The organism is Asticcacaulis machinosus (assembly GCF_028550435.1).
GTDB classification, from domain to species: domain Bacteria; phylum Pseudomonadota; class Alphaproteobacteria; order Caulobacterales; family Caulobacteraceae; genus Asticcacaulis; species Asticcacaulis machinosus.
In genome coordinates, this window is sequence record NZ_JAQQKV010000001.1 from 1,263,593 (window position 1) to 1,283,206 (window position 19,614).

A 19,614-nucleotide genomic window follows, 5' to 3' on the forward strand; every position below is an offset into this window, starting at 1 on the left:
GTTAAGAGCTAATCCTTAAGGGGCGGTTTCGATTAACCGTGTTTTTTTACCATTATTGAGGTGAGGTCGGGCCCAGAATGGTATAGCCGGTCACTTTGGCCGACAGTTCATCGGCCAGCGTCGCCGACAGGTAACCATCGGCGGGGCGGCCATTGGCCCTTTGCCATTCGCGCAGAGCCTTACGCGTACCGACACCTATTACCCCGTCGGCAATACCGGGATCAAAGCCCTCTTTCAGCAGCGCTTTTTGGGTATTAACCCGTTGTGCGGTCGACAGGGGCTGCTCCTCCGGCCACGGGGTTTTCAGAGTGGGCTTACCGGCTATGCCGTCACCCAGTAACCCCACCGCCAGTGCATAGGCCGTGGAGTTATTATATTTGCGGATCACAAAATGGTTGGGCAGGGCCAGAAAGGCCGGACCGCCCGCCCCTGACGGCAGGATCAGCGTGGCATTTTCCAGCTTTTCACCCGCAGTCCAGGTGCCACCATCCGCCCGCACAACGCCCTTTGCGGCCCACCACTCCGGCGTCTGGCTTTCGGTTTCCGACAGATAATAGTCAAAACCCGCGGGTAAAATCACCTCAACCGCCCACGCCTGACCGGCCTTCCAGCCCGCCTTGGCCAGCAGATTGGCGGCAGAGCCCAGCGCATCCGGATCGGATTTCCAGATATCGACCTTGCCGTCTTTGTCGGCATCGACGCCCAGCTTGACATAGTTTTCCGGCAGGAACTGGGTCTGGCCCATCGCCCCGGCCCATGAACCTTTAAGCGTAGTGCGATCAACCTTACCGGCTTTGAGAATATCGAGCGCCATCAAAAGCTGCGTCTCGGCCCACGCCCGTCTGCGGCCATCAAAGGCCAGGGTCGCATAGGCGTTGATGACATCAAAATCACCCTGAATGCGGCCCAGATCGCTTTCCATCGTCCAGATACCGCCCAAAAGGGCGGCGGGCACACCATAGGTCGCCTCAATTTCCGGCACATGGGGCGTGGCAGCCAGCTTAGCGCGCGCGGCCTCAAAGCGCGGCGCGGTCACCGCCCCTTTGACATAGGCGCTGATCGGCTTGGAAAATTCCGGCTGCTTGGTGTCCAGCGCCACCACCCGCTCGGACGGCGCGGTCGTGCTTAAGGCTTCCGTCACAAAGGCACGGTCGTAGCCCTTGGCCACCGCCCGATTTATAAAGTCGTCGCGCCAGTGATAGAATGACGGGTAATCGACCTTACCCACAGTCGGTGATGGGGTTGAAGTCACCGGAGTTGTCACCAGCGGATCAGGCTTTGATGGCGTAGACGCGGGTATTGGCGGATCAATCGGCGTCGGAATGGAGGTCGCCGAGGAACAGGCCGTCAAAAATAACGCCAGTGTCAGATAGCGGCCCACCATGAAAACTCCCGTCAGATTATTGATGTCATTGCTGAATCTATCTCAGATCATTATGACATTCCAACCCCGGATTGTGGCACAGATAGGGTTTGTCACTCACAAATTTGGGATCGGGCGCGATTATTTTGACGCCTGTGGTGCGAAATCATCGTGAATCACGTTGACTTGATCAGACACTTCGCCTAATTACCCGCCCTCATTCATCGCTGTCGGCGATCTTTGCGCGCCCTTTAAGGGTGCCGGATGTCTGGCAGATTACGTTCACGCTTTTATAGAAATCAGGTTGGGACCAATGAAAGTCCGTAGCTCGCTCAAGTCTCTGAAAACCCGCCACCGGGACTGCAAGATTGTGCGCCGCAAGGGCGTCGTCTATGTCATCAACAAGACCGATCCGCGTTTCAAGGCCAAGCAAGGCTAATTACGCGTCAGATCGGCTCTGGCTGATTTGCAAATTTTAAAAGCGCTTAAAGCCGGGCTTTAAGCGCTTTTTGCATAATATTTTAGTCCCTCGCCGGGCGGTGACGGCACCACCTTGGTTATCCACAGCAAAAGCCGATCACAAATTCCCCTGCGCATTGAGGCCCGCGAATCGCTCCGGTATGTTTAACGCGAATTTCAGGATCAAAAGGAACCTTAGTCATGGCCGATGATGTCGCCAATTCCATCACGTCGGACGACGTTATCAATGCCGCTGCCCAAGGGCGCCTGCGCACGATCATCGAGCGCATCGAGCGCCTTGAAGAAGACAAGGCCGTGATCGCCGGCGACCTTAAGGAAGTCTATGCCGAAGCCAAGGGCGAAGGCTTTGACGTCAAAATCCTGCGCAAGGTTGTATCCCTGCGCAAAAAGGACAAGGTCAAGCGTCAGGAAGAAGAAGCCCTGCTCGATCTCTACCTGTCGGCGATCGGCGAAATCTGATCTGGCTTGATTTTTAGATCAAAAGCCCGTCATCTTTAAGCGATGCGGGCTTTTTTCATGACGATTGAGCGATAGCATGGCGTTTAAATCTAAGACGCCACCCAAAGGCCTGCGTCAAAAATCACCGCTGAAGGCCAAAGCCGGATTTAAACCCAACGCGCCTATGCCGGCAAAGACTGGCTTACAGGCCAAACCGCCCTCCCCCGCCGACTCGAAAAAAGCGCTGCAAAAAGCGACCGTCCGCCTGCTTGAAAAAGCGCGCCGGGAAGCGGCTGAGCAGGGCGTGGACTTATCTGAATGGGAAGCCGAATTTATCGACAGCGTGGCCATGCGCGTCAAAACCTATGGCCGCGCCTTTGCCGATCCGGATAAGGGCGCGATGGATGGCACCCTGTCGCTTATGCAGGGACTGAAGCTTCGGGAAATCCGCAAAAAGGTCAAAACCAAAGCCGCTAAAAATCAGCCCGCCCCGCCTGACCCCGCCACGCCTAACGAAGAGTAATGACAGCGCTAACATTGCCTGTTATCAAATCTTTAAACATATAAAAACGTCAGGGAAGCGGTACATGAACACTATGGGGAACGCGGGCCCGCCCGCAAAAGTCGGACTGTTTGAAAAAATCAGCTACGGCGCCGGCGATGTCGGGTTCAATTTCTACTGGACGACCATTTCTGCCTTCGTAATGATTTTCTATACCGACGTATTCGGTATTCCGGCCGCGACCGCCGGCACCATGCTGCTGGTGACCAAAATCATCGCCGCCATGACCGATCCGGTCATCGGGGCCTTTGCCGACCGCACCAAAACCAAATGGGGTAAGTTCCGGCCCTATATCCTGTGGGCCGCCCTGCCGCTGGCCGCCGCAGGGGTTCTGACCTTTACCACGCCCGACCTCGATCAGGGCGGAAAGGTCATCTACGCCTATGCGACCTACATGATCCTGATGCTGATCTATACGGTCATCAATATCCCTTATAATGCGCTGTCAGGGGTGATGACGGCGGACGGTCAGGATCGTTCGACCCTGATCAGTTTCCGGTTTATCGGAGGCTTTCTGGGCGGCACGATCGTCACCTATTGCACGCCCAAGATGGTCGCATTTTTCGGTCAGGGCAACGAAGCCCACGGCTGGCAGATCGCCATGATCGTTTACGGCGCGGTCGCAACGCTTTTGTTCCTGAACATGTTCTGGCAAACCCGTGAGCGGGTTGAACCGATCAGTCAGACGGTCAACAGCCCCCTGCGCGATGTCAAAGACCTGACCCAGAACGGGCCGTGGGTGGTGCTGTTCTTTCTGGCCCTGATCATCATGATCACCATCACGCTGCGTATGTCGACCTCGGCCTATTACATGAAATATTACGTGGAACGGCCTGATCTGATCGGCAGTTTCCTGACAGTTTACGGCATTGCTTTGGCCGTGGGTTCGGCCTGCACGCCGATTCTGACCCGGTTTTTCGATAAGAAACATATCCTGATGGTGCTGATGGCGATCGTAGGCGTCCTGTGCATCCTGTTCTATTTCGTACCGAAAGATCAGATTGAGATTATGTTTGCCCTGCAAATCCTGATCGGCCTTGTGCTGGGACCCAAATCACCGCTGGCCTATTCGATGTATGCCGACACCGCCGACTATAACGAGTGGAAGACCGGCAGGCGGGCCACAGCCATGACCTTTGCAGCGGCCACGTTCTCTCAAAAGCTGGGCGGCGCATTGGCATCGTTTGTTATTGGCCTTGTGTTTTCGGCGCTGGGCTACGTCGCCAATCAGGCCCAGACCGGCGCGTCGCAGTCAGGCATTATTATTCTTATGACCCTGGTGCCGGGGGCCATCGCGCTGTTTGCCGCCATTGTCACCGGCTTTTACGGCCTGACGAAAACTCAACTCGAAACCATTCAAATAGATTTAGCCGAGCGTAAACTGGCCGCACATGACTGACCTGATAATCAATGATGGACACACCTGCACCCTGACCTCACCTACCGCCCTGCCGCGGGCGTCCGGGTTTTTGTGGAACCGCAAGATGATGCTGCATATGAATGCGCGCGGCTTTGCCACGTCGCAGTTCATGCAGCCGGAGCCGGCCAAGTACGCCTATGCCCCGAACCTTGAAGCCAAGACCTTCATGCAGCCGGAGCAGCCCTATTACGCCCACCATCCGGGACGCTTTTTCTACCTGAAGGACGAAGAGACGGGTGAGATTTTCTCCGCCCCTTATGAGCCAGTGCGCGTGGTGCCGGACAAGTTCGCATTTACCCTGTCGACCCATGATATCACATGGCAGATCGAGCATCTGGGGGTCAGGGTCGATATCACCCTTAACCTGCCCGTCGATGATGTGGTTGAACTGTGGGAAGTGACGGTCACCAACCTCACAAACCGGATGAGGACAATCGGATTTTATCCTTTTTTCACCATCGGTTACATGAGCTGGATGAATCAGTCCGCGACCTTTGATGCGGGGCTGAATGGCATCATCGCCACCTGCGTCACGCCCTACCAAAAGGTCGCGGATTATTTCAAAAACAAGGACTTCAAGGACAAGACTTTTTTCCTGAGCGAACACGCGCCGTCCGCCTGGGAATGTCGGCGCGAAGCCTTTGAAGGCGAAGGTGGCCTGCATAATCCGGACGCCCTGCGCGAGGAATTGGCCTGTGAGGACGCCATCTATGAGACGCCGACCGCCGTTATGACATTCGATCTGGCGCTGGAAGCAGGCGCGTCAGCCACCCACCGTTTTCTGTTCGGCCCGGCTTTTGATGAGGCCGAAATCGCCACAATAAAGTCCCGCTATCTGTCGGCGGAGGGCTTTGCGACCGCCCGCCGTGACTATCAGGCCTATATTGCGGCAGGTGCCGGGGTCGTTAAGATCAAAACGCCGGATGCGCACTTTGATCAGTTCGTCAATCATTGGTTGGCGCGGCAGGTCTATTACCACGGCGATGTCAACCGCCTGACCACCGATCCGCAGACGCGCAACTACCTTCAGGACGCACTCGGCATGGTCTATATCCGGCCCGATGCGGCGCGGATTGCGCTAATCACCGCCCTGTCGCAGCAGCATGATACAGGTGCCATGCCCGACGGCGTGCTGCTGGTCGAAGGGGCGGAGCTGAAATATATCAATCAGGTGCCGCACACCGATCACTGCGTCTGGCTGCCGATCCTGCTGGATGCCTATGTGCGCGAAACCGGCGATTATGCCCTGCTCGATCAGGTCGTGACCAATGCCGTGACGGGTTTGAGCCTGACGGTCCGCGACCGCATGACCGCCGCCATGAACTGGCTGCTCAAAGAACGCGATCATCGCGGTTTGAGCTACATCGCCCAAGGCGACTGGTGCGATCCGATGAACATGGTCGGCTATAAGGGCAAGGGCGTGTCCGGCTGGCTGACTTTGGCCAGCGGTTATGCGTTGAGGTTATGGGCGCAAATCTGCGCCGATGCGGGCGATCGCACGACGGCTGCAACCATGCGCGCCGGTGTAGATAATCTGAACACAGCCGCCAACACCCACCTGTGGGACGGACAGTGGTATGCGCGCGGCATAACCGACGATGATGTGGTGTTCGGCGTAGCTTCTGACCCGGAAGGCCGGATATATCTCAACCCGCAGACATGGTCGTTTCTGAGTGGCGCCGCCACACCCGAAAATCAATCATTGATGATGCGTGCGGTTACGGAACAACTTGAAACCCCTTACGGCGTTGAGATGCTCGGCCCGCCCTATTCGGCCATGCGCGATGATGTCGGGCGGGTGACCCAGAAATGGATGGGCTCGGCCGAAAACGGCGCGGTCTATAACCATGCCGCCATCTTCTATATCTATAGCCTGTTTCAGATCGGTCAGGCCGATAAGGGCTTTGAACTCTTGCGCAAAATGGTCACCGGGCCGGATGAGTCCGACTATCTTCAGCGCGGGCAAATGCCGGTGTTTATCCCGAACTATTATCGCGGCGCCTACCGTCAGCATCCGCGCACCGCAGGCCGTTCCAGCCAGTTGTTCAACACCGGCACGGTGGCCTGGGTTTATCATAGCCTGATTGATGGCCTGCTGGGCCTGAGCGGGACTAAGGATGGTTTGCGGCTCAACCCGCAACTGCCCGCACATTGGGATGAGGTGACGGTGACACGCCTGTTCCGCGGGGCAACCTTTGAGGTCATCATCCGGCGCGGTGAGGCTAAGGGCGTGGTGTGCGATGGCGCGGCATTAGAGGTGCCTGTGATTACCGGCATTACTTCGGGCCATACCTACCAGATCTTGGTAACGCTTTAATTGGCTCCCGCCAGAAACGCCGCCAGATTGTGTGGCAGGGCGTCGCAGATATAGCCGCCTTCCTGAATAATCGCCATCGGAAGCGCGGCAGAAGCAATCAGCGCGCCTGCCCGTCTAAACCCATCGGTCGTGACCTTAAGCACCCCGATCGGGTCATGCTCTGAGGCATCAAGCCCCAGCGATACCACGAGGGCCGTGGCCCCGTAGGCTTGGATCGCGTCAAGCCCGCGCGCCATCGCGGCCAGCCAAGGGTCATCACCCAGACCATGCTCAAGCGCCAGATTGAGATTAAAGCCCTCCCCCGTACCGGCACCGGTTTCATTGGCATAGCCGGAATAGAACGGGAAATAGGCTGAGGTTTCGGCGTGCACGGAAACCGTCAGCACATCATCGCGGCCATAAAATATGCCTTGGGTGCCGTTGCCGTGGTGGACATCGATATCGAGCACGGCGACCTTAGCACCCGCATCGCGCAGTCTCTGGGCGGCGATGGCGGCATTATTCAGGTAACAAAACCCGCTGCCGTATCCTGCATAGGCATGGTGGCCCGGCGGGCGGCACAGGGCGTAGGCCTTACCGGCTTTAAGCGCATAATCGGCCGCATCAATCGCCGCATGGGCTGAACCCGCAATGGCTGACCAGGTATCGTCACGGATCGAGGTCGAGGTATCGCCCAGATAAAACCCCAACTGTCCCTGCAATCCGGTGGGGCGGGCATTCATGCCAACCCTCGGAAACTGGGTCGCCACAAGCTGATCGGTAATACCCGCCAACTCAGACCGGCGGCCCCACGCCGTCATCAGGAACTCTATATAGTCGGGGCTATGCACCGCCTTGATCGGGTCTGTGCCGTGATCGCGGGCCTCAACGATCTCATGCCCCTTTACAGCCCCAAGCAGGATGCGGTAGCGCTCTGACGTTTCAGGATGGTCACGCAGATTGCCATGCCGGAAAAAGCTTTGCGGGTTCTGACCTTTACTTGCTGGCGAATGAATGCAGATCATGAAAGAACCCCTGAAATTAAAGTGCCACATTCGTGGCTTTATCCTTTTCAGCTCAAACGCCGCATGGCTCCTCGCATAAGCTCGGGCGGTCAGTCGACCTTGCCAGGTAGCATGAGTTAAAACTCATGCTACCTGTATTAACGCGCCTTTTTGCCACAGAAAACCACGACCTTTGGCCGTGGCCCGTTTGCGTTAATAATTGGCCCCACATGCTGTGTCAGGTTCACAGGGCCGTCATACAGTCGTCACACACGCTCTTAAGACGCGGTCGCACCGCATAGGGGTTTAAAGGCGTTACAGACCGGCGGGGCTGTCCCCCGTGGGCTTCATGTAGGGGATACATCATGAAAAAACTGAGTGACTTAAAAACATATCTGTTGGCCGGTGCTTCACTGGCTACCGCCGCTTTCATCATGCCCGTCGCCGCGATGGCGCAAGAGACCACCACCGCTGAAGAGACCGTCGAAGTGATCGTCACCGCCTCTAAACGCTCTGAGCGCGTGCGGGCTGTGTCGGGCTCGGTCAGCGCGGTTGGTTCCGATGAACTTAAAGCCCTCGGTGCCCAGAGCCTTGAGGACTATATCGGCCGCGTGCCGGGTGTGACCTTTAACAAATATCTGCCGGGCGTCTCCCACGTCACCTTGCGCGGTATTGCCACCACCTCCGGCAACGCCCAGGGGCAAGGCACCACCGGCTATTTCCTGAATGACGTGCCGCTGACTGAGCCCGGCTGGACCATCGCTGTGCCTGACATCGACACCTTTGACGTCAACCGCGTCGAAGTGCTGCGCGGCCCGCAAGGCTCCCTGTTTGGCGCGGCGTCTCTGGGTGGTGCGGTCAACTATATTGTCAATACCGCCAATACCAGCGGCTATGATGCCGCTATCGAGGCCACCCTGTCGCAGACCGAAAATGCCGACTTAAGCCCCGGCCTTAAGGCCATGACCAATATCCCGATCATCGACGATAAGCTGGCGATCCGCATCGTCGGCAATTACGATAAGCAGTCGGGCTATCTTGACAATATCGGTCTGGGCAAGGACGGCTCCAACGACATCACCACCTCCGGCGGGCGGGTCTCCGTGACCTTTACGCCGACGACGGATACCACCGTAACCTGGCTGAGCCTGTTCCAGACCATTGATGCCGAGGATTCGTCCTATCAGATTCCGGCCCTGGGCGATCTTAAGCGCTCGACCGCCATTGATGAGCCGGTCAATACCGACATTCAGATCCACAGTCTTCGCGTCGATCATGATCTCGGCTGGGCGACCTTTACGGGTCTGGCCTCCTACCAGAAAAAGGCACAGGACTGGCAGTTCGATTTCGACGGCCTGCGCGCGATTTACAATGCCGATCTGGGTCTGAACCTGACCAATCCGCTCTATATCCAGAGCGGTGGCCGCTCAGAGGGCCGCTCGATTGAGACCCGTCTGGCCTCCGCGCCCAGCGATAAATTTGAATGGCTGATCGGGGCCAGCTACTTCCGCTCGGACAAGGATCTTTATGAACAACTGGGCTCAGTCGGAGCCGCCGCGCAGTTTAACGCCTCGCCGCTGTTTGGGCCGGGGTCCGGGGCGGTGATCGCGCCCAATGATGACATTTTCAACGCTTTCTACAGCGTCGTAAAGGGGTCTGAAACCGCCCTGTTCGGGGAAGCCAACTACTACTTCGCGCCAAAATGGAAACTGACCTTTGGTGGTCGTCTGTTTAAAACGACCGTATCCGACACGCCGACCTCCGCAGGCTTTGGGGTTTACGGCGCGCCCGCGTCCACGCCCGCGACATCGAAAACTACCGAGGAAGGCTTCTCGCCCAAGGCGTCGCTGACCTATAAGGCCTCTGACGACCTGATGATGTACGGTCTGGTCTCCAAGGGTTTCCGGTTTGGCACGCCCAATACACCGGGCCTGAGCGCCTTCCCGATCCCGTCCGGGTCATCGTCGGACGAACTGGTCAATTATGAACTGGGCATGCGCTCCAACTGGCTGGGCAATAAGCTGCTGGTTGATGCAACCCTGTTCTATGTCGATTGGCAGGACATTCAGCTTCGCCTGCAAACGCCGGACTTCTTCAACTATGCGGCCAATGGCGGCTCGGCCAAATCGCAGGGGATTGAGACCTCGATCTCCTTCCGGCCGACCGACAACCTCGATCTGTCGACCGCCATCACCTATACGGATGCTGTCCTGACCGAAGACCTGTTCATCCTGTGGGCCGGTACGGCGCCAAAGGGTTCACGTCTGGCCGGGTCGTCGGAATGGACGGTCGCCAATACGGCAACCTACCGCTTTGGCGGCAGCTATAGTCCGGTGCTGATGCTGACCCATCAGTATGTCTCAGAGGGTTACAGCGACATGAACTCCTCCATTCCGGGGGCGACACCGAACCTTCAGGGCGACTATAACCTGATCAATGCCCGCCTGCGCGCCACTTTGGGCAAGACCACGGTTTCGGTCTTTGCCAACAATATCTCGGATGAGCGCGGCGTTACCCGTACGGTCGCCGAAATCAACGGCATCGGCGAAGGTATCGTGCGCCCGCGCACGGTTGGCGTCTCGCTGTCGTGGGCGTATTGATTTAGTTAGATTTCGTAAGGATACCCGACATGAACCGGCGACAGTTTTTAGTATCAGCGTCTGCCGCGGCGTTCATGTCGGCTCCTTTGGGGGCTTGGGCTCAAGTGGGGGCATTGCCACCGCCCATGCCCGCGATACGACCCAAACGAATTGAGCAGCTTGGGCGGGTGCGTATCGACAACTATGCCTGGCTGCGCGACCCGAATTACAGCGCCTTTCTGAAAGGCGAGCGCCCGCTCGACCCTGAGATTGAAGCCCATCTGAACGCTGAAAACGCCTATGCCAATCAGGTCATGATCCCGACCCAGGCGTGGCAGGGCACCTTTGCCGTCAACATGATGGCTATGGCGGCGGCCTCAGACCCGATCCCGTCACCCCCCAAAGGCGGATATATCTACTACACCTATGTTCGCCCCGGCGAAGATCATCTGGTGCACGCCCGCAAACTCGCAGGCGGCGGCGATGAGCAGGTGCTGCTCGATGAACAGGCGCGGTCACGCGGTCAGAGCTATTACCGCGTCATCGAAGCGCAAATCTCCCCCGACCATAGCCTGTTTGTCTGGGCCGAAGACCTGAAAGGTTCCGACCGGCACCGCATCTGCGTTCATGACCTTAAAACCGGCGATATCCGGTCTTGGGAAGACGGCTATGGCTGGTCGGGCCTAACCATATCCGCTGACTCGCAGTGGGTGTTCTGGATCTGGCGCGATCCATATGGTCGTCCGGCCAAGGTTTACCGCGCCAATACTCGTGGGCCACTTGAGCAGACCTTAGTGTACGAAGAAAACGACCCGGCCCTGTTTGTCTCGATCGGGCGGATGGCGTCAGATGCCTATAACTTCATTCATATTTCCGGCCCCGATGTCGACGAATGGCGGCTGATCCCCGCAGGCGCGCCGACCACACCGCCGCAACTGATGCAGGCGCGCAATCCCGGCCTGCACTACGAAGTCTGCGACTGGAACGGCAAGCTGGTTGTCACAACGGATGCGGACGGTGCGATTGATGGCAAGCTGATGACCGCCCGGCCCGGTCAAGCCGCCTCTGACTGGCAACCGTTCCGGCCTTATGCCGCAGGAACCCACATCCTCAGCGTCACCCCGTTTAAGGATCATCTGGTCATCCGCCAGCGCCGTGAGGGGCAGATTGAGATCATGATTTTGAGTAAGGACGGGGAGCCGGCATATGCAGGCTTCGAGGAACCGGCCTATGATGTTACCCTGGCTGATTATCAGGTCTTTGACAGCGCAACCCTACACCTGATCTATCAGTCCCCGCGCACCCCGCCGCACCATATCGATTACGATATGACCACCGGCACCCTAACCATCATTGCCCGCCAGACGGTCGCCAATTTCGACCCGGAAAACTATGAGGTGCGCCGCCTGATAGCCCCGGCTCCTGATGGCGAAACCGTGCCCGTAACGGTACTGATGCGGGCAGGCACCAAGCTGAACGGTCAGTCACCGCTGCTGCTCTATGGCTACGGCGCCTACGGCCTGTCATCGGAGGCCGAGTTTTCCATCCCCGCTCTGGCTCTGGTCGAACAGGGCTTTATCTATGCCATCGCCCATGTGCGCGGCGGCTCGGAAAAAGGCCGCAACTGGTTCCTCAATGGACGGCGTTTCAAAAAGGCCAACAGTTTTACCGATTTCAACGCCTGCGCCGAGTATCTGATCAAACAGAAATATACCCGAAAACGTAAGATCGTCGCCTACGGCCTGTCAGCGGGCGGGCTGCTGGTCGGCGGCGCCATGAACCTGCGCCCTGATCTCTATGCCGGGGTGATCGCGCAGGTGCCGTTTGTCGATATGCTCAACACCATGTCCGATGACACCCACCCGCTGGTGCCCGCCTTCCGGCCGGACTGGGGTGATCCTCTGGCTGATCCGGTCGCCTATGACTATATCGCCTCGATCTCGCCCTATGAGAATGTCCGCAACGCCGCCTATCCGATGGTACTGGCCACCGCCGGTGTGCGCGATGACCGGGTCAGTTATTGGGAAGCCGCCAAGTGGGTTGCCAACCTGCGCGCCCACACGACCTCAGATAAGCCCATCCTGTTCCGCGTCAATATGACTGCGGGCCACCAAAGCGCGTCGGGCCTGCTGGATGTCTATGCCCAGATGGCGACCTTGTGGGCCTTTGCTCAACTGAGTGTGTACGACGCATGATGGATCCGAAACCGCCTAAATATGCGCCGCACAGCGATGCGGATATCATGCGCCTGATCGAAGCTCACCCCTTTGCCTGGATCGTCTCAACAGGTGCCGGTTTCGGGGCGACGCCCCTGCCCTTGCGCCCACGCTTAAATGCAGACGGCCAACTTATCGCCTTTGCCGGACACTTTGCCCGATCAAACCCGCAGGTCGAACGGATCAAGGCCCACCCGCGGGCCCTGATCCTGTTTATGGGCCCGCACGCCTATGTGTCGCCGTCATGGATGACCGACCGCACTCAGGCCCCGACCTGGAACTACATGTCGGCAGCGTTTGAATGTGACCTGAGCTTTATCGAGGATGCCGCCGGCATCGAAGCTGATCTCAATGACCTGATTGCCGCGATGGAGAACGGCCGTCCCAATTCATGGTCGATGGCTGAGATGGGTGAGCGCGCTCACCGACTGGCGCGCGGCATCATCGGGTTTCGCGCCGACATCGTCTCATCAAATGCCGCCTTCAAGCTGGGGCAGGATGAGCGCGACGACGTTTTCACCGATATTCTGAACGGCCTGACACAGGAAGGAGAGGATGATCTGACGCAACAGATGCGCACCTACAATCCCGACCGCGTCTAACTTCTGGCCTAGCTTCTGGGCTGCCCTTTCGGGTCAAAATACTGGCTGGGCGAAGCGCCAAACGCGCGCTGAAACATGGCGGTAAAGGCCGACGGGCTGTTGTAACCGACATCATAGGCGACTGAGGTGACCGACTTGCCTTGCGACAGCATGGAGATGGCTTCGGCCAGCCTGACCTGCTGGCGCCACTCGGAAAAGCTGACGCCAGTTTCACGGCGAAAGGCACGGGTAAAGGTGCGCCGCCCCATGCAGGCAACATCGGCCCAGTGGTCAAGGTCATCTTCGCTTGAGGGGTCATCCATGATCGCCCGGCAGATGCGCACCAGACGCGGATCGGACGGCATCGGCACATTGAGCGCCGACACCGGATGCTCAACCGCTTCGGCAATCTCATCCAGGATCAGCTCCATGATCCGCGCGTCGCGTCCGGTCAGGGCATACTCGATCGGCAGGTGGCTGGCTTCGATAATCAGTTCCCGCAGAAGCGGGGAAATCTTCAGGCTCTGGCACCGGCTCGGCAAGCGCGGATCGGTTTCAGAGGCGACATAAAGGGTTTTTAAGGACACATGACCACGACAATGGGCTTCGTGACGGACACCAGCCGGCATCCACACCCCACGTTGGGGCGGGATGGTGAAGCTGACCGCATCGGTGATCACCGTCATCACGCCTTCGGTCGCGTACAAGAGCTGGGCGCGTTCGTGGGCATGGGGCGGATCGACAAAACCCGTCGGATATTCGTCGATCAGCACCGCAATCGGGCGATTGACGTGCTGATAATCTTCGCCGTGGGTGCTGCGGATCGCCTTAACTACCATATGGCCCAAATTAGACGATTTTCGATCCATCACCTATAGCAAGCCAGACACAGTTGATTAAAAAGATACCACCAGAGCACGGAAAGTATGACGACATGACGGCGCAGATTTTAACCTTGGCAGGGGCCGATTTAGACGCCGATATTGCGCGCTTTATCGCCATTACGTCTGAGGCCTATCGCAGCCATCCGCCGTTTGAGACCCTGTCGCCCACAGAGATCCGCGCCGTGGCCGAAGCGGTGCGCAAACCGTGGGTGAAGGGCGGCCCGGTCATGGCCCGCACCGAGGAACACAGGGTGCCGACACCTTATGGTGCGGTTCGCGTGCGTCTGCATGATCCCCGGCCTTCACCTGAACCAAAACCGGTTCTGATCTATGTCCACGGCGGCGGCTGGATGCTGTTTTCCATCGACACCCATGACCGGTTGATGCGTGAATATGCCGCCCGCAGTGGGTTTATGGTCATCGGCGTAGACTACAGCCACGCCCCCGCCGCCCGCTTTCCAGTCGCGCTGAATGAGGTTTTAGCGACCATTCATTGGGTACACGACCATGCGCACGTCTTAGGTGTCGATGCGGACCGCATAGCTATTGGCGGGGATTCGGTCGGCGGCAATATGTCGGTGGCCGCCGCTTTAAGCCTGCGCGATAGCGGCCAGGGCGATCTGCTCAAAGGTCTGTTGCTCAATTACGGTGCCTTCGATGACGTGTGCGCACCGGAGGACATCGAGCGCTACGGCGGTGACGGCTATATGCTGACCGCCGAAGAAATGGTCGTGTTCTGGGACAATTATCTCAACAGCGACGATGAGCGCCAGAACCCGCTGGTCGTGCCGATGCGTGGCGACATGACCGGCCTGCCACCGGCCTTTTTCGCGGTGGCGCAGTGCGATGTCCTGCGCGGCCAGAGCCTGAAACTGGCCGATAAAATGCACGCCGCCGGTGGGGACGCGCACACCATAGTCTATCCCGGCGCATCCCACAGTTTCCTTGAGGCCGTGTCCATCGCGCCTTTGGCCGCACAGGCGCTGGAGGACGGCGCGCAGTGGTTGAAACAACGCCTTTTCGCCTAAGGTAAACCACACCAAACTGCAAATGCCTCGCATTTTACTTTACACTACAAAGCCAATTTGATATCGCCAGCCAATGACATTGCTACTTACTCTCATTGCTATCGCTCTGATCGCCGCCGCTATTGGTTTACTATATGCCAAATGGCGCGGCGAAGGTTTGCCCGCTTTTGCACTTGGGCTTGCTGTGCCGCTGGCCTGGGCGTTTCTGTTCGTATCGGCGGCTTTGTGGATGCGGGCCTATACACCGGATTTTGGCCTGTCGGTCGGGTTTCTGTTTTTCATGAGCCTGCCGCTGATCATTATTGGCTGGCAGGGCTATAGAGGCTGGAAATCCGCCGCACCGGCCCGTGAGCGCCGCGAACGTGACGCCGCAGAGCCCACAGCCTCCCCCGGTAAAGGCCTGCGCATCACCGCGCGGCTGCTGTCCTGCCTGATTGCCGCCCCCCTTACCGGCATGGCTATGGGGCTTCTGGCATGGGCCTATATGCCGGGACATGGCTCCACCCGTTATGCCTGGGCAGTGTTTTTCTTCACAATGTCATTTGCCGTCGCCCTGATTGTGGCTGTGGCAGCCCAGCGTCCGTGGCGGGCCACCGGCCTGATCGTCGCCACAGGCGCCGCCGCCTCTGCCCTCGTCAGCCTGCCGATCCTCAACGGAAGCGTTTAAATATGTCCGTCTGGCCCAAAGTCCCCGCCCCGTTTGTTCGCCGTTTGCTGAGCGGTCATAAAATTCTGGGCCTTGCCCTGTGCGGCATCCTGTACCTGATCTGCATGACCGGCTGGGCCGGGGTCTATTATGTTGAGGTTGAGCGCTGGGAACGGCCCAATGTGCCCGAATTCTCCGTCGCCAGCCCCGAAGCCATTGCCCGCGCCACCGCCGATATGCGCGCCGTTATGCTGGCGGATGATCACCGCGGGCCGCTGGACACGGATCTTTATATCACCACCCCGTCGCAGGCCATGCCGCGCCTGACGGTGGGCTATGGTCACGAATCCCGCGCCTATGATCAGGACGGGCGCTATGTCGGCGAAGCCAGCCACGACCTGACCCACTTCCTGACCGAACTGCACTACTATCTGCACCTGCCGGAAACCTTTGGGATGATCGTGGTCTGCCTGTTCGGGGTCGGCATGATGGCCCTGCTGATCGGCGGGGCCTTGTCTCACCCCAAGATGTTCCGCGACGCCTTTGCCATCCGGGTGCGTCGTCAGGGCCATCTGACCCGCGCCGACATCCATAACCGCATCGGGGCGTGGACCCTGCCGTTCGGGCTGATCATTACCCTGACCGGTACCGCGATTGGCCTTGGCCAACTGGTAGCCCTCGTGATGGGCGCGCTCTATTACGATGGCAACAGCCTCAAAGCCTATGAGCCAATCTTTGGCACCCCCGAAGAAGTGACCGCCGCCACCGGAGGCTTACCGCTTCAGGACGGCGCCATGATCAACGCCGTCAATAACCTCAAGGCTGCCCAGCCGGATCAGCCGATAACCTTTATCGCCATACGCATGGTCGGCACCCCGACCGAGTTTATCGAAATCACCACCAAGCCCAATCAGCGTCTGGTCTACGGTGAGGCGTGGCGGTTTGATTCTCAGGGTAACCTCAAGGGCAGCTACCACCTGTCAGATGGCCCGGCTGGCCGTCAGGTCGCCGCCAGCCTTTATGACCTGCATTTCGGATCGTTTGGCGGCTGGCCGGTTAAGCTGATCTACGTCATTCTGGGCTTTGGCCTGACAGTCATGATCGCGGCTGGCCTCGATATCTGGCTGATCAAATCGGCGGAAAAAGGAAAGCCCCACCCGCTCATCCACCGCCTGTGGACCGTGCTGATCTATGGCTCACCCGCCCTGATTGCGGCGACCTTTGCGTTGGGCATGGGACTTAATGTCCCGCCCGTTCCGGTGTTCTGGGGCGGCATGGCGTTGATGGCTGTGGCCACATTGGCCACAGCACGCCTAACCACACCCATTGCCGACGTGTCACGCCTGATGCGGCTGGCTCTGGGTCTGAGCCTGCTGGCGATGGCCGGTGTCCATCAGGCGACCCACATGTCGTTCACCGCCGCAGCACTTCAGGTCAATATCGTGCTGATCCTGTTAGGCGTCGGGCTGACCCTGACCGCGGCGCGAGGCTGGCTCACGGCCCGTAAGGCGATGCTGTTGCAAATAGGTCAATAGCCTCATCAATTTGCAATTAATTCTCAATCGAAGTTGACTTCCGCGCCCGCAAGAGTCATTGCGACGCATTATTGAAAATAAACTGGCGACTTTGTGTGTGACCAGTTCAAACAAAGGCCTTAATCCTATGCTCAAATCCTCCCTGCGGGCGACCGCCTCAGTCCTCATCCTGTCCAGCCTGACCTTCTCCCTGCCCGCCGCCGCCGATGATGCAGCCGACGCGGGCGAAGTCCGCGAAGTCATCGTGCTGGGTAAGCGCATCATCCGCGAATCCGCCGGCGCCACCGGCCTTGACCTGTCCTTGCGCGAAACACCGCAGTCGGTGACCATCGTCTCCGCCCAGCAGATGAAGGAATTCGCTCTGACCGAAGCCAATCAGCTTCTGGCCACCCTGCCGGGCATCAATGTCGAAGCCTCAGAAACCGACCGTACCTATTATAATTCACGGGGCTTTGATGTTGTGAATTTTCAGGTCGACGGCGTGGGGCAACCGCTCGACTGGGGCCTGCAAACCGGGGCGCTGGACGTGGCCATCTATGACCGGATCGAAGCGGTGCGCGGCGCCAACGGCATGATGACCGGCACCGGCAACCCGTCGGCGACGATCAACTATATCCGTAAGCGCCCCACTGAGGATTTCCGCGCCAACCTGTCGGCCAGCTACGGCACATGGGATAATATGCGCCTGACCGGTGATGTCTCAGGCCCGCTCAATGCCGACGGTACCGTCCGTGGCCGCTTTGTCTATGCCAATACCGATACCGAATCCTATCTCGATTATTACGGTGTTAACCGGAATGTCTTTTACGGCGTTCTGACCTGGGACATTACCGAAAAGCTCAATGCCACGGTTGGCCATTCCAAGCAGGATAACCTGGCCACCGGCAACAACTGGGGCGCCCTGCCTCTGGTCTATACGGACGGCACGCCCATCAATTACGACGTATCGGCCAACTCCTCAGCATCGTGGACCTACTGGGATACGCATAATGCCGTCACGTTCGGCGAACTGTCCTACGCTTTTGATAACGGCTGGACGGTCAAGGGCGTCTATACCTACAAGGACCTGAGCGACGAAGCCAAGCTGGTCTATGCCTATAACTATCCGGACAAAACAACGGGCCTCGGCGTCGCGGCGGCGGCCGGTTATTATCCGTCGAACTGGGAGCAGCACCTGTTTGACGTGGTGGCCAACGGTTCGGTTTCCCTGTTCGGCCGTGAGCATGAGGTCGTTCTGGGCTTCAATACCGTCAAGAGCGACACCGACCGCTGGGCCGGTGCATCGGCCGCCTTTGCCTATCCGGCCTATCAGGGCAACCGCATCGTCGCCCCGGCAGAGCCCGCCTTCGCCACGCCATATCAAGCGGCCGAAGTCACGGACGAACTGTTCCGCGCCTATGCCGCCATCCATCTGAACTTCACCGATCGCCTCAAAGGCATCGTTGGCTTGAACAGTATTGATCTTAAGACTGACGGCGTTTCTTACGGCGTCACGCAGGACCGCGATGAAAAGAAGGTCAGCCCCTATGCCGGCGTGGTCTACGACCTCAACACCAATGTATCGCTCTATGCCAGCTACAGCGACATCTTCAACCCTCAGGCCGAAGTCGATATCAACCGCAATCGCCTGCCGTCGGCCCAAGGCAAAAGCTATGAAGCCGGTGTCAAGTCTGAATGGTTTGAACGCCGCCTGTACGCCACCGCATCGGTCTTCAAATCGGAACAGAGCGATCTGGCTGAATTCATAGGCTATATCCCAAACACCTGGGATTCCTATTACGAAGGCATTGACACCATCGTCAAAGGCTATGAGTTCGAAGTCTCCGGCAAGATCACGCCAAACTGGAGCGTCAATGGCGGCTGGACCGACCTGTCGATCGAAGACAGCGCCGGCAACGATGCCCGTCTTTACCTGCCACGCCAGTCGCTGAAGATCGCCACGACCTACAGCCTGCCTGAATACCGTGATCTGAAGCTGGGCGGCTCGCTTCGCTGGCAAAGCGACACGGAAACCACCGCGCTTACCACCGTCATTAAGCAGGAAGCCTACAGCGTGGTTGACCTGTTCGGCAGCGTGAAAGTCACCGACAAGGTTCGTGCCTCACTGAACATCAAAAACGCCTTTGATGAGAAATACTGGGGCGGTCTGCGTTGGGGTCAGTCCTTCTACGCCGCGCCTCGCAGCGCGATGGTCACCCTCGATTACACGTTCTGAGTGAAATACCGGCCTGAAGCAAATGGCTGAATGAAGCACCGGCGCAGGTTCAGGCCTGCGCCGGTTTTTATTCACAAATTAGCGCGCGCCTTTTGCGCCGCGTGGTACAGATGCTCACTTAAGGTATGATGACCAACCTGTTGCGCCATTTGCGCCAACGATTGGGCCATATCGCCGATGTAGACCAGCACATCGGCCTGTTCATCAGCCGGGACACTACCGCACTCGGCTCCATGTTCTAAATCCTGCATAATGCCTCCTGATGCGTTGATGCCCGCAGGCAAGGAATATTATGAGCGCCAAATCCCCATTGAGTTGAAACAGTAAATAAAATTACCATAAGTTGCAAATCTTTATTATAAACCCT

General features: G+C 58.2%; 16 protein-coding genes. 12 read left to right on the forward strand and 4 right to left on the reverse strand.

Features of this window, described 5'->3' with window-relative positions; genetic code table 11:
* Nucleotides 1-52 precede the first annotated feature (52 nt).
* Complete coding sequence (locus PQU98_RS05905; protein WP_272743977.1) at nt 53-1,384, reverse strand: lytic murein transglycosylase; 1,332 nt, start codon at nt 1,382-1,384, stop codon at nt 53-55.
* A 292-nt stretch (nt 1,385-1,676) separates the two neighbouring features.
* On the opposite strand from PQU98_RS05905, the gene ykgO reads away from it, so the two are divergent.
* From ykgO to PQU98_RS05930, 5 genes are all read left to right on the forward strand, one after another.
* On the forward strand, nt 1,677-1,802 hold the full coding sequence (gene ykgO / locus PQU98_RS05910; protein WP_013479043.1) for a type B 50S ribosomal protein L36: 126 nt from the start codon (nt 1,677-1,679) through the stop codon (nt 1,800-1,802).
* Between the two features lie 221 nt (nt 1,803-2,023).
* Complete coding sequence (gene gapR, locus PQU98_RS05915; RefSeq protein ID WP_272743978.1) at nt 2,024-2,302, forward strand: nucleoid-associated protein GapR; 279 nt, start codon at nt 2,024-2,026, stop codon at nt 2,300-2,302.
* A 76-nt stretch (nt 2,303-2,378) separates the two neighbouring features.
* Nucleotides 2,379-2,804 carry a hypothetical protein gene (locus tag PQU98_RS05920; RefSeq protein WP_272743979.1) on the forward strand — a complete coding sequence of 142 codons (426 nt, stop codon included), beginning with the start codon at nt 2,379-2,381 and terminating at the stop codon, nt 2,802-2,804.
* A 64-nt stretch (nt 2,805-2,868) separates the two neighbouring features.
* On the forward strand, nt 2,869-4,242 hold the full coding sequence (locus tag PQU98_RS05925) for an MFS transporter (protein WP_272743980.1): 1,374 nt from the start codon (nt 2,869-2,871) through the stop codon (nt 4,240-4,242).
* On the forward strand, nt 4,235-6,580 hold the full coding sequence (locus PQU98_RS05930; RefSeq protein WP_272743981.1) for a GH36-type glycosyl hydrolase domain-containing protein: 2,346 nt from the start codon (nt 4,235-4,237) through the stop codon (nt 6,578-6,580). Before PQU98_RS05925 ends, PQU98_RS05930 begins: the two co-directional genes overlap by 8 nt.
* On the opposite strand, the gene PQU98_RS05935 is transcribed toward PQU98_RS05930, so the two are convergent.
* Nucleotides 6,577-7,584, reverse strand: coding sequence for a histone deacetylase family protein (locus PQU98_RS05935; RefSeq protein WP_272743982.1), 1,008 nt, complete (start codon nt 7,582-7,584; stop codon nt 6,577-6,579). The genes PQU98_RS05930 and PQU98_RS05935 overlap by 4 nt on opposite strands.
* 344 nt (nt 7,585-7,928) lie before the next feature.
* Here PQU98_RS05935 and PQU98_RS05940 point away from each other — a divergent pair, with 344 nt between their 5' ends.
* The 3 genes from PQU98_RS05940 to PQU98_RS05950 all read left to right on the forward strand — a co-directional run bounded on the left by PQU98_RS05940 (nt 7,929) and on the right by PQU98_RS05950 (nt 12,960).
* Nucleotides 7,929-10,163, forward strand: coding sequence for a TonB-dependent receptor (locus PQU98_RS05940; protein ID WP_272743983.1), 2,235 nt, complete (start codon nt 7,929-7,931; stop codon nt 10,161-10,163).
* A gap of 125 nt (nt 10,164-10,288) precedes the next feature.
* Nucleotides 10,289-12,337 carry a S9 family peptidase gene (locus PQU98_RS05945; protein WP_272743984.1) on the forward strand — a complete coding sequence of 683 codons (2,049 nt, stop codon included), beginning with the start codon at nt 10,289-10,291 and terminating at the stop codon, nt 12,335-12,337.
* Complete coding sequence (locus PQU98_RS05950) at nt 12,334-12,960, forward strand: FMN-binding negative transcriptional regulator (RefSeq protein ID WP_272743985.1); 627 nt, start codon at nt 12,334-12,336, stop codon at nt 12,958-12,960. Before PQU98_RS05945 ends, PQU98_RS05950 begins: the two co-directional genes overlap by 4 nt.
* 8 nt (nt 12,961-12,968) lie before the next feature.
* Here the strand turns inward: PQU98_RS05950 and PQU98_RS05955 are convergent, their stop codons facing one another.
* The gene (locus PQU98_RS05955; RefSeq protein WP_272743986.1) at nt 12,969-13,778 is read right to left on the reverse strand and encodes an AraC family transcriptional regulator; all 810 of its coding nucleotides are present in this window, start codon (nt 13,776-13,778) and stop codon (nt 12,969-12,971) included.
* A 95-nt stretch (nt 13,779-13,873) separates the two neighbouring features.
* Between PQU98_RS05955 and PQU98_RS05960 the strand changes: the two genes are divergently transcribed.
* The 4 genes from PQU98_RS05960 (at nt 13,874) to PQU98_RS05975 (ending at nt 19,247) form a co-directional block, all read left to right on the forward strand.
* Nucleotides 13,874-14,851 (forward strand): alpha/beta hydrolase fold domain-containing protein, encoded by a 978-nt coding sequence (locus PQU98_RS05960; RefSeq protein ID WP_272743987.1) that lies wholly within the window; start codon nt 13,874-13,876, stop codon nt 14,849-14,851.
* A 73-nt stretch (nt 14,852-14,924) separates the two neighbouring features.
* Nucleotides 14,925-15,518 carry a hypothetical protein gene (locus PQU98_RS05965; protein WP_272743989.1) on the forward strand — a complete coding sequence of 198 codons (594 nt, stop codon included), beginning with the start codon at nt 14,925-14,927 and terminating at the stop codon, nt 15,516-15,518.
* A gap of 2 nt (nt 15,519-15,520) precedes the next feature.
* Nucleotides 15,521-17,032: a PepSY-associated TM helix domain-containing protein gene (locus PQU98_RS05970; RefSeq protein ID WP_272743990.1), complete on the forward strand. Its 1,512-nt coding sequence runs from the start codon at nt 15,521-15,523 to the stop codon at nt 17,030-17,032.
* A gap of 127 nt (nt 17,033-17,159) precedes the next feature.
* Complete coding sequence (locus tag PQU98_RS05975) at nt 17,160-19,247, forward strand: TonB-dependent siderophore receptor (protein WP_272743992.1); 2,088 nt, start codon at nt 17,160-17,162, stop codon at nt 19,245-19,247.
* 71 nt (nt 19,248-19,318) lie between these two features.
* Here the strand turns inward: PQU98_RS05975 and PQU98_RS05980 are convergent, their stop codons facing one another.
* Nucleotides 19,319-19,498 (reverse strand): hypothetical protein, encoded by a 180-nt coding sequence (locus PQU98_RS05980; RefSeq protein WP_272743993.1) that lies wholly within the window; start codon nt 19,496-19,498, stop codon nt 19,319-19,321.
* Between the last annotated feature and the right edge of the window lie 116 nt (nt 19,499-19,614).